Origin of the sequence: Reinekea sp. G2M2-21 (assembly GCF_015687175.1) — a bacterium.
Lineage (GTDB): Bacteria > Pseudomonadota > Gammaproteobacteria > Pseudomonadales > Natronospirillaceae > Reinekea.
Window position 1 is genome coordinate 269,570 of the sequence record NZ_JADPQG010000004.1, and the last position, 16,158, is coordinate 285,727.

A 16,158-nucleotide genomic window follows, 5' to 3' on the forward strand; every position below is an offset into this window, starting at 1 on the left:
TATGGATCAGGTCTATATTCAGGCGTTAAAGGTCGAGACATTGATAGGTGTCTACGAATTTGAGCGGTCGGACCGACAGACTTTGCTGTTGGATCTAGAGTTGGATTTCGATTGTCGTCCCGCCGCTGAGTCTGACGATATTCAATTGGCGCTGGATTACGACGCACTGTCTCGTCGGGTGCGCGAGTGGGCATTGGTTCAGACGTTTGAACTTATCGAAACATTTGCCGAACAGCTATGCCAGTTATTACACGAAGAGTTTTCTTTGGCGCGCATTCAGCTGGTAATCAATAAGCCCGCTGCGGTGGCAGATTGTGCTGCAGTCGGAATTAAAATTATCCGCGAATTCGGCAGGAATTAAGTTGACCGTTATTTCTTTAAGTTTAGGCAGCAACATTGATCGATACCGCCATATCAATTTGGGGTTGGACGCATTGGAACGGGTATTCGGTGCAGTAGCCTGTTCTCCGGTATACGAATCTGAAGCTGTCGGTTTTGCGGGCAGTCCATTCCTGAATTTGATTGCGTTGGTTGAAAGCGAACTCAGCTTGACTGAGGTGATCCGCATCTTGAAGGGCATCGAAGATCAAAACGGACGGGACAGGTCCGGACCCAAGTTCAGTGCCCGTACTTTGGACATTGATGTGGTCACCTACGGCGATCAGTTCGGACTCGTCGATGGCATTCAATTACCAAGACCGGAGTTGTTTAAAAATGCGTTCGTCTTGTTGCCGTTAGTGGATCTTTGGCCCGATAAAGCCGTTCCTGGTGAGAGTGTTGACTATCAAACGCTTTGGCAGCAGCAAGGTGACCGTACGCAGCAACTCAATGTCGTGCCCTTTGAGCGCCGGCGCGGGTCATAACGGATTCTGAGCTGTGCCTACGGCACAGTCAGAAGATCTAAGGCTTCTTCTATTTTTGGATATACATTGTCGAGAATTTTAGCCTGTGCTTCGGCAGTCGGGTGCAGCCCATCGTTTTGCATCAATGACTCATACTGAGCCACGTCTTCCAGCAAAAATGGTAAATAAGGCAGCTGATACTTTTCGGCGAGCTTAGCAAAACTGTTGAAAAATGGCTCTGTGTAACGCGAGCCAAAATTCGGTGGGAGGCGAATGCCAACCAGAACCACTGCACTGCCTGCTTGATCGGCTAATATGATCATCTGTTCAAGGTTGTCCGTCATTTGCGGAATAGGGTATCCGCGTAATCCATCATTGGCACCTAGTTCAAGTACCACGACATCAGGCTGGTACGTCTCCAGCAGGGTTGGCAGGCGATCCAGGCCTCCCTTGGATGTTTCGCCACTAATGCTGCTATTGATAATGCGGTGATCTTCACCCAGTTTTTCCTGTAAAAGTGCAACCCAGGTCTCTTCTGGGAGCATTCCGTAACCGGCGGAAAGACTGTCACCGTGAACCAAAATGGTTCCTGCATTCGTAAAGGAAGCACAAAGAAGTGAAATTATCGAAAATAGACCCCAGTTAATGATCTTAACTGTATTTTTAAACTGCCTAGGATGTAGCCAAAACATGAATGCCGATTCCAATACCATTATTGAGACCCGTAAGCTTAAACAGGAAGTGCCGAATCGGGAAGGGTCTTTGGTCATACTGAAGGGAATTGACATGTCTGTACAGGCAGGGCAAAGCGTTGCCATAGTCGGCGTTTCTGGATCTGGCAAATCGACCTTGTTGGGCATGCTCGCGGGTTTAGATACCCCCAGCGCAGGCGCCGTTTTCATCGCCGGGCAAGACATCACCCAAATGGACGAGGAAGCCAGAGCGCTGTTGCGAGGCGAGAAAGTTGGTTTTGTGTTCCAGAATTTTCAATTGCTGCCCAGCTTAACCGCTCTTGAAAACGTGATGTTACCCCTGGAAGTGCGGGATGAACCGAAAGCGCAACAAACGGCACAGCAATGGTTGGAGCGTGTTGGGTTGCAGGGCAGAGAGCATCATTATCCTCAGCAACTCAGTGGTGGCGAGCAGCAGCGCGTCGCTGTCGCCCGTGCATTTGCCAGTAACGCGCCGATTTTGTTTGCTGATGAACCTACCGGTAACCTGGATACCGAAACTGGACGCAAGATTGCTGACCTGCTGTTCGAACTGAACAGTGCACAGGGCACGACCTTGGTGTTGGTTACGCACGATGAGAAGCTGGCGGCACGCTGTGAGCGGCAGTTACGGATGACGGCGGGTGAGTTGGTTGAGGTCAGCCTATGAGTCGTACCTCGTCTTGGCAATCGGTTCAGAAACTGTCTGTAAAACTGTTGTGGCGAGACTGGCGAGGCGGAGAGCTGAATGTTCTCGTTGCTGCGTTATTGGTCGCGGTCACAACGGTTACCGGTATCGGACTGTTCTCAGATCGAATTCAAAACTCCATTCTCGATGAGGCTGGGTCATTGCTGGCCGCCGACGCGCAGATCACCGGCTCGCGTGAGGTACCCGTGCAATGGCGAGAACAAGCAGAAAGTATGGGGTTGCGCACAGCGCATATCACCAGCTTTCAGGCGATGTCTTTTGGTCAAGAAGGACGTTTGCAGCTTGCCTCTGTCAAAGCCGTGTCAGATGCCTATCCGTTAAAAGGTGAGCTGGAAGTATCGGACGTACCTTTTGGTGTCAGTGAAAAAACGACTAAAGGACCTCAGGTGGGCGAAGCCTGGCTGAATTCTCGGTTAATGGCGTCATTGGATCTATCAGTGGGTGATACCGTTGGCGTGGGTGATGCTGATTTGGTGGTAACCCGAGTTTTGATAAACGAGCCGGATAACGCTGATGGCGGCTTTAGTTTTAGTCCTCGGGTGATCATAAATGAAGCCGATGTGCCGGAAACCGGTGCCGTGCAAGTGGGTTCGCGCGTACGTTACAGCCTGCTATTAGCGGGTGATGTGGATTCCTATTATGACAAATGGAAACCACAACAAGGGGATCACCATCGTTGGCGTAATGTGACCGATGCCAATGAGCGCGTAACGGAAACATTGGATCGCGCCGATAGTTTTCTGCTGTTGGCCGGTTCCCTTGGCGTCGTATTAGCCGGTGTCGCTTTGGCTCTGGCGTCCAAACGCTATGCGCAACGGCAATTAAGTCATGTTGCGTTACTGAAAACGTTAGGCTTGACGCCACAACGCATTACTCAATTGTATGCCGGTAATCTCGCGATTATTGGGTTTGTGGTCGTGTTTCTGGGGATTGCCTCAGGATGGCTATTGCACTGGGTTTTCCTCGAGTTGTTCAGTGGGCTGCTGCCCCGAGCCTTGGTTGGACCCACCATGCGCCCCTTTATTATAGGCGCGCTAACTGGTTTCGTTTGTCTGCTGGCGTTTGCTTTACCGCCGGTCTGGGTGCTTAAGGATACTCCACCATCCAGAGTGCTGCGCAGCGATGTCGCCGGAGGTACGGTTAGCCAGTGGAAGACCACCAGTTTAGGCGCGTTAGCCGTTATAGGCATTGTCTATTTTTATTCCGGGAGCTGGTTGATCACGGCGATATTAATTTTGTCGGGTTTGGTCGCCATCGCGGGGGTAACCTTGCTGGCCAGGTTGTTAATTCTAGCGGCCAGGAGGCTCGGCTCTCGTCTGGGGACGACCTGGCGCTTAGGCCTGGCAAGTTTGCATCGACATGGCAGCCAAAACGGGTTTCAGATCATGATTTTTGCAATGGCCCTCATGCTGTTATTTATTCTCACACTATTACGCACCAGTCTGCTAACGGAGTGGCAGAGACAGTTGCCAGAAGGAACACCCAACCACTTCGCATTCAACATTTTTGAACAGGATCGGGCTGGACTTGAGTCGTTGTTTGTTCAGGAAGACATTCAGTCAACTCCTTTTTACCCGATGATGCGTGGTCGCCTGGTTGAGGTGAATGACGAGGAAATCGGCGAGCGACTCGAGCGGTTGCGTCCGGATGGTGATGATTTCCGGCGAGAGTTAAACAATACCTGGAGCGATGTGTTATCAGAAGACAATGAGGTGGTTGAGGGTGAATGGTTTGACGCTCAAGATACCGAGCAACTTCTGATCTCCATTGAACAGGATTTTGCCAGCGCTCTGGACATTCAGATTGGTGATGTCCTGACATTTTCATTTGGTGGGCAAATGGTCAATGCCCCGGTCGATAATATCCGCACCGTACAATGGGACAGTTTGGCACCGAATTTTTACATCATATTCAGTCGGCCGGTTCTGGGAGGGCAAGGTGCTGCGTATCTGACCAGTTTTTATCTGTCTCAGGAGCAGAAACCGTTATTGGTTAACCTGCTTTCCGAATATTCAACCATTACCGTAATCGAAGTGGATGCCATTTTGGAGCAGGTGCAATCAATTGTCAGCCAAGTGACCAAGGCCATAGAATTCATTTTATCGCTGGTTCTAATGTCAGGTCTTATTGTTCTGGTGGCCAGCGTCCAGGCGACTCTGGACAGTCGATTGCAGGAGAGTGCAATTCTGCGCACTCTGGGTGCTAAGGCTGCGGTGGTCAGGGGTGCTTTGGCTATTGAATTTGTGGCGTTAGGGGCTTTGGCTGGACTGCTCGCGACAGCAGGTGCTGAAATTGCCCTGTTTTTTCTGCAAACACAGCTGTTGAATATGGACTTTCAACCCAATATTTATTTGTTTATTTTGGGTCCGGTGATAGGTGCCGCAATTATTGGTATTGTCGGCCTGATGTCGACCAGGAAAGTGACCAAAGTTCCGCCACTGATCGTGTTGCGGCAAATCTAAACCGCACTATGTGAGTTGCCGGGATAACCGTTCACTCACATAGAAATTTACTATTGGCTTAATAGTCAATTAACCTATGATTTGCGACTGAAAATGAACTAAAGTATTCCATTGGTTTTTCAGGCGAAAGTTGTTTTGCCGTTTTCGCATATCCAATGTAAACACACAAACGGAGAATAAATATGAGCGTATTGTTAGGTCGTAAAGCACCTGATTTTTCAGCCCCTGCGGTATTGGGTAACGGAGAAATTGTCGATAGTTTCAATTTTGCTGAAACCATCAAAGGTAAGTATGCATTGGTATTCTTTTACCCACTGGACTTCACCTTTGTTTGTCCATCTGAATTAATTGCGTTGGATCACCGCGTTGATAAACTAAAAGAATTGGGTGTAGAAGTAATTGCAGTTTCTGTTGATTCGCACTTCACGCACAATGCTTGGCGCAACACCGCGATCAACGATGGCGGTATCGGTCCGGTTAAATACACGATGGTTGGTGATATGAACCATGACATCTGTAAGGCGTTTGGTGTTGAGTCCATCGGTGGCGACAGCTATTACCCAGCAGGCGTTGCGTTCCGTGCGTCATTCGTAATCGACAAATCTGGTGTTGTTCGTGCTCAGCACATGAATGATGAGCCGATTGGACGTAATATCGATGAATTGGTTCGTGTTGTTGAAGCGTTGCAGTTCTTTGAAGAAAACGGTCACGTATGTCCAGCTGGTTGGAACAAAGGTGATGCCGGTATGGTCAATACCCCTAAGGGTGTTGCTGAGTATCTGGCGGGTAACTCTGAGAAGCTGTAATCGCGCGTCAGATTATCTGATCACGGTAAAAACCACGCTCAGGCGTGGTTTTTTTGTGCCATTTATCGGATTCAGACAAGTGTCCTGAGTCTGAAGTTCGTATCGTTTCAGAGCTCATGGGAAGAGCTAGTACAAGGCGCTCTTTGTAGAGAATATCGAGATCTTTTCAAGAAGAGCAACGCTGTAATAGTGTTTTCCATGAGCTCCCTTCGGGCGCGACATCCAAGCTCTCTAGCGTTGTTCTGTTTCTTTTCAATGGAATAACCATTGACTGCGAGACACGCCTAGTTTTAAAGCTTGAATGACACGCAAGAATGCGTGCGAACTTCTGACTCAGGACACTAACGTGATGTGATCGTCTATGATCTCGAAATCCACCTTTGTCAGTGAATCACCCTGGCATGGGCCGGATAGGCATTTGCCTGAATCGATGCTGAACAAGGCACCGTGCGTTGAACACTGAATCAATTGCCCTTCGCTGTCTAAAAACTCATCTTCATTGAACTCAAGGTTTACGCCCAGGTGTGGGCATTCGTTTTTGTAGACATAAATTTCGTTGTCGAAACGAACGGCGAATACCGGTCCGACATGACTGAGAAACCCTAGTGATGTCCCTTCAGCGAGATCGGTCGCTTTACACAATTTTGTCATCATTACTGCCTGTTTGTGTTAATTAGTGTGTTGGCCTGTGTCGTTAACAGGTCATCCTTGAAGCGGAGTTTATCTAGTTCCCAGACTTCCAGACGGTATCCGTCACGTAACGTAATATCTCTGACGATGGAGGCTTCGACCTGCTGGTTAACGTCTTCAAACTGGAGCAGAGGTTCAGCGAAAAATATTTGACCCATAGGCTGCAGCGCTTTGATTTGAGCTAACCATGTTTCCGCATCACCAGTGACCAGCGGCAGTGGAATGCCATGTTTGTGGGTCTTACTGACGAAAGCGGGTCCCGCGCTGACAGAGATCCCGAACACGGGACGCAACTGTGTATGTTCGGCGTACAGTTTTTCCATCGCGATCTGGAGTACACGTGCGGCACACACGGCGTTAAAGGCAAATTGGTTTTCTTCATTAAGACCAAACGCCAAGGAGAATCCGTCAGGAAGCAGAATGCCAGAGTACAGTTCACCGGTACGGATCATCAATGTCTCATAATCTGACCAGAGCGCTTGCAAGCCAGGGGCTGAATAGGTCCGAATCAGTTGTTCCCAGTTCTGGCACTGTATCGAAAGCAGAGCAACATCTTGGTAAGAGCCTTCGTTACTGACCAGTTCTATCTGCTCCAGTAATCTTTCGGTGTCGTCCGTGATGGAATCATGCCGCATATAACGCAGTAGTTGCATTTGTTGCGACAAGGGGTCATTCAATCGTTCCATCAGCTGTTGCAGTTGTTGGTCCGGTGTCCCAGACAATTCGGCCGAAAGCTCAGGGAATTCAGTGTCGATCAGAGAACTGATCTTCCGCCATTGTTTTTCATGTTTTTGCGTTCGCAGATAAATGAATGCGCCAAGTCCTGCGACGCTCAAAAGGTTAAAAAGTACCCAGGAGGTGACTGCTTGTGATTGCCATTGCATTAGATCGTATTCACTGAGATTCAGTTGCGCCGTGCCGAGCAACTCTTCACTGAAGTGAATTGGAAATTGGTAATGACGGCCGTTCCCTTCTGCCTGCCTCTTGACGCGAGAGGTCAACTGAATACCGCCTTCCTCTTCGGCAGACACGCTGGCAGATAGAACAGCTGGCTCGTCGGCAACCCGGTTCAGTAGGTCACTCAAGGCTGCCCGGTCTGACGCATGCAATGGCGAAGTCGACTCGAAAGCCAGGTTCCTGACCAGGCTGGAGCCTAATTGATCGGTCGCAGAAATCAGGTTTTTCAAGCCCGGGACGTACCAGAAAAAGTACAAGCTCAGGTTCAGTACAAGCAGCATGCCTACGGCAAAACCACTTAGCGGCTGTAGAATCCATTTTAGGTTATTCATGATGCTGGAATTAATACACTCAGTCTATACAATAGCGGGGCGCGAAATTGCGCTCCTATTCGGTTTATACTAATGCCCTTGGCAGTAAAAATCATTGCCAGAAGGGGCTTTGCCGGCCGATTTAATTCGGAATTTGCGAATTTCATGCAAAATCCGATTATTCCGTCATAAATTGTGAGGTTTTTTACATGAGCGACGCAGTGAAACAGTTAGAAGAACAATTAAATACATTGAAATTAGGTCTGTTGAAAATGAGCCCCCGTGATCGGGTTCGCGCGTTGTCGACTCATGAAACAGATGACCTGATTCTTGATCTGCAAGACGTTGCTGATGATGCACTGAAGGTCATCGCTACCCTGAAAAGCTAAGGTTTCCCGGAGACTCAATTGAGTACGATTCTCATGTTAAAAGTAAGTGGTCAAGACCAGGTTGGTTTGACCGCTTCACTTAGTCAGATATTAGCCGACGCTAACGTTACCGTGCTTGATATCGGCCAATCGGTGATTCACGATCAGGTCTCATTGGGCATGCTGGTGCAACTACCGGAAACAGCGGATCATGCCACTATGTTGAAAGAGTTACTCTTTCAGGCACATGAGCAGGATATCCAGGTACGGTTCACGCCCGTCAGTGATGAAGCGTACGAGCATTGGGTGCAACAACAGGGAAAAGACAGATTCGTACTGACGATTCTTGCCCGGCGCGTTACCGCTGAACACTTGGCGCATATTTCCCGCGCGGTGTCAGATCAGGGCTTGAATATTCAGGATATTTCTCGGCTCACCGGTCGAGTCTCACAAAATGCGGTTTCTGCAAACGATAAAGCGTGTATTGAATTGACGTTGCAAGGTAAACCCAAAAGTCTGGAACAATTACGCAAGCAATTTTTACAGATCAGTGCTGAGTTGAACGTGGACGTGGCCTTTCAGGTAGACAGTGTTTATCGTCGAAACCGCCGTTTGGTTTGCTTTGATATGGACTCTACTTTGATCGAAGCCGAAGTTATTGATGAATTGGCGAAAGCGGCTGGTGTTGGTGAGCAGGTCGCGGCGATTACCGAATCCGCCATGCAGGGAAAAATAGATTTCCAGGAAAGCTTTCGTCAACGAATGGCCTTGTTAAAAGGATTGGACGTGTCTGTGCTAGATAGTATTGCAGAGGCTTTGCCGATTACAGAAGGTGCAGAGCGTTTAATGACGACGTTGAGAGCCTACGGGTATAAAACGGCAATTCTCTCCGGCGGGTTCAACTATTTTGGTCATTATCTGCAGAAGAAACTGGGTATTGATTTTGTGTTTGCCAATCACCTTGACATAAAAGACGGTAAGCTGACCGGTGAAGTCTGTGGTGATATTGTCGACGGCGCCATGAAAGCCAGATTATTGAAGCAGTTAGCGGAACAGGAAGGTATTCGAATTGAACAAACCATCGCAGTTGGCGATGGTGCGAATGACCTGCCCATGTTATCCGAAGCGGGTTTAGGGATCGCATTTCGAGCGAAGCCGATAGTGAAAGAAAGCGCACGGCATTCCATTTCGACCTTAGGCTTGGATGCAGTGCTCTATTTTCTCGGATTTCGAGATCAGGAAATTCATTCCTGAACAGTGCTTGACACGAACGCACAAAAGCCAGTAATTGCTGGCTTTTTTATTGGACATTATGCAAGGGAATGCGAGTGGCGTTATATGGCCTCTTCCTCGTCGGAGTCGAAATTGTATTCCATATCATCCAGTGGTGCTTGCAAATAGTAGCCCTGAATATAGTTAACGCCTAACTCCCACAACGAGGCCAGAACTTCAGCGTTTTCGATTTTTGGTACGATCGAATTGATGTCATTCTGATGAATAGCGGTCAGTAGTGCCGTTAATTGTTCTGAGGCCTGTCCGTCGTTCACCAGCTGTTCAACGTAGGTCGGGTCAATGCGTGCGTAATTAATGTCCAAATGTCTGGTCAGACCTATGCCATTTTCAGACAAGCCGAAATGGTTGACCGACAACTGACACTTCAACAGAGCCAAACCTTTACTGAAGGCTTTCGCGGCTTTCAGGTAGCTGTGCGCAATTTGTTCGGTAATCTGGAAGCAAACCGCATCACCAGGTAACTTGTGTTTGCGCAGCTGGCTATTTACCCAAGGCAGGAAAGTTGGGTCTTGAATTGATGCCGAGGTCAGGTGGATCATAGCCTGCGTGTTATGGCCACGCTTACGATGTTCCGCAAGAGAGTCCAGGCTCTGTTCCACGACCCAACGGTCAAGTTTGCCACTGAATTCACTGTTCTCGATAGCAGGCAAAAATTCATCGGGCAAAATGTCGCTTCCGTCTTTGTCTTTCAGCCGGACCAAAATGTCATAGTGTTCTTGGCTGTCTCCTCGTAAGCTCATGATCGGCTGGAATTGAATTCGCAAACCTTCGTGGGCCAGAGCGTGCTCAACTTTGGCAAGTAATGAGTTGTCGGCGAGATTTGCGATATCGGATTTGTCGAAATACGCTTGAAGTTGATTCGCTTTGATGGCCTGGTTGTAGGCCTGGTCTGCCTGGACTAGTGCCTCATTGCCATTTTTACAGGATTCATCGATGTGCGAAAAGCCGGTGACCAATTTGACCGGAATGGTTTTACCTTCGACTTCAAACAGATGATCATGTACCGACTTCTGTAGTGCTAAAACATCTGCTTGGGCACCCTCTAGGTCGGAGCGCGGCAGTATAGCGGTGAACATATCATCCGAGAAACGCGCCAGATTGCTAAAAAGATGTTTGCCCTCTGACAACTTGTCTGCCAGCTGCTTCACAATAACATCGGTTCCTGCGACGCCTGCTGTATTCTTAATCTCAGCAAAGTTTGCGATGCCAATATGGGCAACGATCTGTCTTTTAGACGATTGAATAACTTGATGATAGGCCGTGTCGAGTTGCTCGTTGAAGTGGATTTTGTTGTGTAACCCAGTGACCAGATCCTGAGAGCTTATTTCCTTGATTTTTTCCTGCAGTAACTCATTGTCGACATCGTTTTTACGAATAATGATTTGAGTACAGGGTTCACCTTCGTAACTGGCTGCCGAAAAATCCATGTGGATGCCGAAGTTCTCGCCGTCTGCGGTTTGACCTTTGGTGGAAAATTCAGTGATTTTTCCGTCTTTGAAAGACTTCAGGGCGTCTTTCAGTTTACTAACTTCGCTGCCCTGAACCAGGTCCATAATGGGCGTACATTGCAGTTCTTCGATATCGTCGTAACCGAACATTTCCATATAAATGGGATTGGCGTAGATGTGCATGCCTTCGTGAACATAGCCAATGGCATCGACCGAACTTTCAAGCAACAGTTGACAGCGCTTTTCGGTCTCTTTCAGGCTGATTCTTTGTGTGCGCAGGCTACGACGGTCCGAAAGCGCATTCACTTCGCGTTTGGCTGCCTGTGCTATATGGTGTTCGGAGCTTTCGACAATTACATCCGCCAGCCCCATATCGAGTGCGCTGGTTATGATGTCTTCATCGTATTGGTCGATTAGCCCGATCATTGGGATATCTTTGCCATCCCGTTGAATCAATTCAATCGCTGAGGTGGTATCGACCGTAGAGGTGTTGAGTTTAACCAGCAGTAAATCCCAGGTTTGTTCCTCGATGACTTTACTGAGCTCGTCGATAGACGCAATAAAATGACTGCGGACGGCTTGGCCAGCGTTTCTGATGGCGTTCGCGATGGGTTCCGCTTCATTTTGCGTATCATGAATAAGCAAAATTCGAATAGCGCTGCTGGAAGAAGGACTCATAATGTTAACTGCACGTTTTCATAAAATGGATGACTGGTTGAAGTATAGTGACAAACGGTCAGACTTCACACCGTTAGCGCGCATTGATTGCCAAAACTGTTACAGAGTTGGCTTTAACACTGTTTTCGGCAGCCAGATTGGCTAAAATTCAGGCTGGTTGTATTCTTGTGCCGTTGGCTGCAGGACGACTGGATCTGTGATCTAAAGTTGGCGCCATAAGCTTTCAAAGTTGTCGCCCTCATCAGGCGTCGCCCGGCGTGTCGGTTCAATCGCTTTTTGAGTCACCGCACGTACCTGGAATTGACTGATAATGCCCGTGGACAGAATACGCTTGGTGAGCTGATATTTTTCTTCCCGGCCGTCCAGGTTTATGGTGACCTTATTGCCAACGGTAAACGGTAAGCGCGGTGTTAATACAGATGCATCTTGGCCAATAGCTTTGATTTCCGGAATGTACAGTGCGCGCAAGTAATCACCATGAGCACCTGTTTTATGCAATTGACGTATACCACACGGCTGGCTGTTAGGGGCCAGTAGTTCGACACCCATCTGTGTGCCAAAATCTTTCGCTTGCCTGATCCAGCGAACAACACCTAGGTTCCAATGTTGCAGCTGGTCTTCTTTAATGGCGATTACTTCGCCTGTTTTTAAATTGGGTGCCGGGGCATCTACCCATTGAATGCAGTAACCGCGCGGGCTAACGTTGACCAACTGACCTAGAAACCGTGGGTGATCTTCGCTTTGTTCCTTGCCGAATTCTATGGCGTCATCTGAACTCATGCGAGCATGGCCATTCGCGTCAAATGAATCTTCCCATACATCCTGTTGAGCACGAACCGCCTGTGTATCAGAAGCACTGAAACGACCTCCGACGGCACCAATGAATGGATTATCTCCATGCGCGCCAGAGCCATAGAGCAGCGAATAAAAACCAATACCGCCAGCGATATGAAAATGCGTCGCGGTCAATCCAACGGCAATTGATACCTGACCAGCGGCTGGCGTGCGCGAGAAGCTGCGCTGCTTCATACCACCCCAAGATTGAATCAGGTGCTCAAGCAGGCCTACATTAAAGCGCTCAGGGACGATGGCAGGCTGCGTCGTGCGGTTAACCGAGGAAAGGATCTTGTGATCACTGTGCAGAATGCGCACCAGTGGCAAAACATTTAGACCTAAATAATCCGACAGATTGGTCTTCTTAATCAGATAGCGGTACTGCGGGGCACTATCGACCTCTGGATTGATAACCAATACGGACTTTTCGTCTGCAACTTCATCGATTTCGAGATAGGTAGCCCATTTTCCGAGGCACTCGAAGACATCACTCAATTCCCGCTGCAATAATTGATTCGGCTGGCAGGCACCCAACAGAAGAGTCTTGATATAGGCTTGTTGAATACTGATGTTGGTGTTTTCAACGGGGTCGTTGATAGCCTCATTTTGCAGGTTAAAAGCAGACGCTATCTGGTAGAGCTGATGGACTTCTTGCCAGATACCGGCCGGCGTTTGAATATAGAGCTGGTAAGACCTTAACACCGCCGGCATCAATTCGTGAATCGCACGATGAACCGATTTAGCCAGTGGTGCTTTCTGCTTCAGGTTTCCTTGTGCCAGTAAGTGTTGGATGATTATTTTATAACCAATGGCCAGGTGCGTTTGCAGTGCTTGGGCCAGATTGGCCACTTTGCGCTGTTGTTCGTCTAAAACAACACCTTGATTCAGATACCGGTTGTTCAATTGCTCACAGACAAAGTGAATCGGGCCACGAACCAGATCCATCAGTTCAAGTCTTGACGTGTCTGATATTTTCAGCTGATTGAATTCGATAATAGCGTGATACAACTGTCGCGATGTCTCACCGATATTCGCCATAGGCAAGCTTTCAACCCAAGCCTTGAGCTGACGAGCAGTTGGGTCGCAAAACGTCAGCGTCGACTGCGTCTGTTCTGGAATGTTTAAGTAAGGCTGGTCGCGGTATTGCATGAGAATCTCTTATCTTCGTCCTTGTCAGTATAGTCGCTTTTACTTGTCGTCAATGTTATGCGTTTCCTTGACTCATAAGGATGCGTTGATTTCATTAAAAATTTCTGTAAATGTGAACTGTGTCGCAACTAAAGCAGCATTGTCTTGAATTTATATCAGATTATCAATGAATTAGATAAGAATTAACGATCAAATTAATAACGCTCTGTGTCATTTGCGTTGTTTATCCATGTTTTACTGGTTTTATACGGAATTTCCCTGACCAACCGAGGTAACAGGTATCCTGAAAGCTTAGATTGCATTTCCTGCCAGATAGATTGAGCTCGGGCCTCATCCACTTCAAAATGGTGCGCGCCTTGAACTGGATCCAAGCAGTGAAGGTAGTAGGGTAGGACGTCAAGGTCGAAAAGTGTTTGGCATAATCTTACTTGAGTGTCCGCACTATCGTTAATTTGGTGCAACAGGACGGCCTGGTTGAGCAAATGTACGTTGCAAGCTCGGAGCCGCCGCAACTGCTGGCGCAGAGAATCGCTGATTTCATTTGTGTGGTTGATATGGAGCACCAGGACAATCTTTTTGCTCAGGGTCCTAAGTTTGGCTAACAATGACTCGGTGATTCGAGCTGGAATAATGGTCGGCGTGCGCGAGTGAAGACGAATTGTTCTGATTTGTGAGATGCGGTCGAGCCGCTCCAGTAGTGACCCTAATTGCTCATCGTTTAAGCTGAGTGGGTCGCCACCACTGAGGATGACCTCTTCAATGGCTGGATTACTGGCAATGTAGTTGATGGATTGTTTCAGCGTATCGTCGGTGACGCGTTGATTCTGATACGGGAAATGGCGCCTGAAGCAGTAGCGGCAATGGACCGCACACGCCTGATGAGTAATTAAGAGAACCCGGTTAGCGTATTTGTGAATCAATCCAGGTACCGGAGAGAAGTCATTCTCGTGCAGAGGGTTAGCACCATATTGGTCTGCTACTTGCATTTCTTCTATTCTGGGTAAAACCTGCAATAAAATAGGGTCAAAAGCATCTGACGGATTGATCAAATCGGCAAAGTGTTGACTGACCCGAAGCCGAAATGCGTTATCGTGATCTACCTTGTAGGGAAGTTTTTTCTCATCAATATTGAGGTAATGCAGCAAATCTTTCGGGGTCCGAAAGCTTTTTGCCATCTGTGTCTGCCAATCGGTGTCAACTGGAACGCTGGAAATTGCTTTATTAGAGTCCAAAGTTGACGAAGAAACAGGTATCATGTGCGCTCTTTAATTTCAGTTAGCAGAAGATAGAAACAATGGCGACGTATTCTACCAGTGAATTCCGCTCGGGTATGAAAGTTTTATTAGATGGCGAACCTTGTTCGATTGTCGAAAACGAATTCGTAAAACCGGGGAAAGGACAAGCATTTAACCGCGTTAAGTTGAAAAATTTGAAAACCGGACGTACTTGGGAACGCACCTTTAAATCAGGCGAAAGTATCGAAGGCGCAGATGTTCAGGATATCGATATGGAGTATCTCTATACCGATGGGGAATTCTGGCATTTCATGAAGACCGATGGTTCGTTTGAGCAGATTAGCTGTGATAAAACCGCATTGGGCGATACGATTGACTGGTTGAAAGAACAGGAAACCTTTGAAGTAACACTGTTCAACGGTACGCCCATTTCAGTTACCGCACCGAATCACATTGAGCTGGAAGTAGTTGAAACCGATCCTGGTGTTAAAGGGGATACCGCAACCGGTGGCTCAAAACCCGCAAAGTTAGCTTCAGGTGCTGTTGTAAAAGTACCTTTGTTCATCAATCAAGGTGAAATTATCCGTGTGGACACCCGTTCCCGTGATTATCTGAGTCGTGCGAAAAGCTGATTCTGGTCGATGAGAGTGCTTTAATGCTAAGCCGCTGCACAGCGGCTTTTTTTATGGATGACGAACACTATGGCTGATTCTACAAGTTGGCTGCCGAGTGCCACGATTGACACGCTAGTTGCGCGGGCTGGGATGATTCAAACCATCCGGCAGTTTTTCTCTGAGCGAGAGGTATTGGAGGTGGAGACGCCGATTCTTTCGCAGTTTTCTGGAACGGACCTTCAGTTATCCCAATGGCATACTGAACAGGGTCACAGTCTGCATACCTCTCCAGAATTTGCCATGAAACGCCTGTTGGCGGCCGGTTCTGGGGATATTTTTCAAATCTGTCACGTATTTCGACGAGATGAATTGGGACAACGGCACAATCCTGAGTTCACCATGTTGGAGTGGTATCGAGTGGGTATGGATGAATTCGGACTGATGGATGATGTTGTTAATCTGATATCTTTCTGCTCCGGGCAGCGTTTACTGGAACGCCAGTGCATGACTTACGAAGAGGCTTTTTTAACGGCTGATTTGCCAGACCCCCATCGAGCCTCATTGACTGAACTGCAGCAGACGGTAGCCGATAAGTTACAAGCGGATGCCGCAACCTGGACCCGGGACGATTGTTTGGATGCACTCATGTCTATGGTTGTTGAACCTTCTTTGCCTAGGGAATCACTCTGTTTTATTAACCAGTATCCAAAGTCTCAAGCAGCTTTAGCCCAACATCAGGACTTGGGGGATATACAGGTAGCCCGTCGCTTCGAGCTGTACTGGCAGGGAATGGAGTTGGCCAATGGCTATTACGAGCTGACCGACGCCCGGGAGCAGAAACGTCGTTTTGAGGCGGAACAGGCAGCGAAAATCAGTTCTGGAGAGGAAAAGCGGGGCTTTGATCAGCGATTTCTGGATGCTCTCGATGCTGGAATTCCTTCGTGCAGCGGGGTTGCGCTGGGGCTGGACAGGCTGTTGATGATTTTGTTACAGAAAAAGAATATCGCCGAAGTGATGGCATTTGCCTTTGACCGGGCATAAAAAAAGGAGCA

The 16,158-nt window shown here is 48.2% G+C and carries 15 protein-coding genes; 9 read left to right on the forward strand and 6 right to left on the reverse strand.

The window, feature by feature from the left end; genetic code table 11:
- The first annotated feature begins 1 nt into the window (after position 1).
- Together folB and folK are read left to right on the forward strand one after the other, a co-directional pair.
- The gene (gene folB / locus IYN85_RS16385; protein ID WP_196159995.1) at positions 2-361 is read left to right on the forward strand and encodes a dihydroneopterin aldolase; all 360 of its coding nucleotides are present in this window, start codon (positions 2-4) and stop codon (positions 359-361) included.
- Between the two features lies 1 nt (position 362).
- The gene (folK, locus tag IYN85_RS16390) at positions 363-863 is read left to right on the forward strand and encodes a 2-amino-4-hydroxy-6-hydroxymethyldihydropteridine diphosphokinase (protein WP_196159996.1); all 501 of its coding nucleotides are present in this window, start codon (positions 363-365) and stop codon (positions 861-863) included.
- Between the two features lie 17 nt (positions 864-880).
- Here folK and IYN85_RS16395 read toward each other — a convergent pair whose 3' ends face one another.
- Positions 881-1,423: an arylesterase gene (locus tag IYN85_RS16395; RefSeq protein ID WP_230390797.1), complete on the reverse strand. Its 543-nt coding sequence runs from the start codon at positions 1,421-1,423 to the stop codon at positions 881-883.
- A 109-nt stretch (positions 1,424-1,532) separates the two neighbouring features.
- On the opposite strand from IYN85_RS16395, the gene IYN85_RS16400 reads away from it, so the two are divergent.
- From IYN85_RS16400 to IYN85_RS16410, 3 genes are all read left to right on the forward strand, one after another.
- Entirely contained in the window at positions 1,533-2,222 is a 690-nt protein-coding gene (locus tag IYN85_RS16400) for an ABC transporter ATP-binding protein (RefSeq protein WP_196159998.1), read from the forward strand.
- The gene (locus tag IYN85_RS16405) at positions 2,219-4,723 is read left to right on the forward strand and encodes an ABC transporter permease (protein ID WP_196159999.1); all 2,505 of its coding nucleotides are present in this window, start codon (positions 2,219-2,221) and stop codon (positions 4,721-4,723) included. Before IYN85_RS16400 ends, IYN85_RS16405 begins: the two co-directional genes overlap by 4 nt.
- 182 nt (positions 4,724-4,905) lie before the next feature.
- Positions 4,906-5,529, forward strand: coding sequence for a peroxiredoxin (locus tag IYN85_RS16410; protein WP_196160000.1), 624 nt, complete (start codon positions 4,906-4,908; stop codon positions 5,527-5,529).
- Between the two features lie 333 nt (positions 5,530-5,862).
- Here IYN85_RS16410 and IYN85_RS16415 read toward each other — a convergent pair whose 3' ends face one another.
- A complete protein-coding gene (locus IYN85_RS16415) occupies positions 5,863-6,180 on the reverse strand; it encodes a Rieske (2Fe-2S) protein (RefSeq protein ID WP_196160001.1) in 318 nt (105 codons plus the stop codon).
- Positions 6,181-6,182: 2 nt separating this feature from the next.
- Positions 6,183-7,508 (reverse strand): hypothetical protein, encoded by a 1,326-nt coding sequence (locus IYN85_RS16420; protein ID WP_196160002.1) that lies wholly within the window; start codon positions 7,506-7,508, stop codon positions 6,183-6,185.
- A gap of 188 nt (positions 7,509-7,696) precedes the next feature.
- Between IYN85_RS16420 and IYN85_RS16425 the strand changes: the two genes are divergently transcribed.
- Positions 7,697-7,876 carry a hypothetical protein gene (locus IYN85_RS16425; RefSeq protein WP_196160003.1) on the forward strand — a complete coding sequence of 60 codons (180 nt, stop codon included), beginning with the start codon at positions 7,697-7,699 and terminating at the stop codon, positions 7,874-7,876.
- An 18-nt stretch (positions 7,877-7,894) separates the two neighbouring features.
- Positions 7,895-9,109, forward strand: coding sequence for a phosphoserine phosphatase SerB (gene serB, locus IYN85_RS16430; RefSeq protein ID WP_196160004.1), 1,215 nt, complete (start codon positions 7,895-7,897; stop codon positions 9,107-9,109).
- 80 nt (positions 9,110-9,189) lie between these two features.
- Here the strand turns inward: serB and IYN85_RS16435 are convergent, their stop codons facing one another.
- From IYN85_RS16435 to epmB, 3 genes are all read right to left on the reverse strand, one after another.
- Positions 9,190-11,274 carry an EAL domain-containing protein gene (locus IYN85_RS16435; RefSeq protein ID WP_196160005.1) on the reverse strand — a complete coding sequence of 695 codons (2,085 nt, stop codon included), beginning with the start codon at positions 11,272-11,274 and terminating at the stop codon, positions 9,190-9,192.
- 201 nt (positions 11,275-11,475) lie between these two features.
- Entirely contained in the window at positions 11,476-13,257 is a 1,782-nt protein-coding gene (locus IYN85_RS16440) for a hypothetical protein (RefSeq protein WP_196160006.1), read from the reverse strand.
- Positions 13,258-13,451: 194 nt separating this feature from the next.
- On the reverse strand, positions 13,452-14,513 hold the full coding sequence (epmB, locus tag IYN85_RS16445; protein ID WP_196160007.1) for an EF-P beta-lysylation protein EpmB: 1,062 nt from the start codon (positions 14,511-14,513) through the stop codon (positions 13,452-13,454).
- Positions 14,514-14,551: 38 nt separating this feature from the next.
- Between epmB and efp the strand changes: the two genes are divergently transcribed.
- On the forward strand, positions 14,552-15,124 hold the full coding sequence (gene efp / locus IYN85_RS16450) for an elongation factor P (protein ID WP_196160008.1): 573 nt from the start codon (positions 14,552-14,554) through the stop codon (positions 15,122-15,124).
- A gap of 69 nt (positions 15,125-15,193) precedes the next feature.
- On the forward strand, positions 15,194-16,147 hold the full coding sequence (gene epmA, locus IYN85_RS16455) for an EF-P lysine aminoacylase EpmA (RefSeq protein WP_196160009.1): 954 nt from the start codon (positions 15,194-15,196) through the stop codon (positions 16,145-16,147).
- The last annotated feature ends 11 nt before the right edge of the window (positions 16,148-16,158 follow it).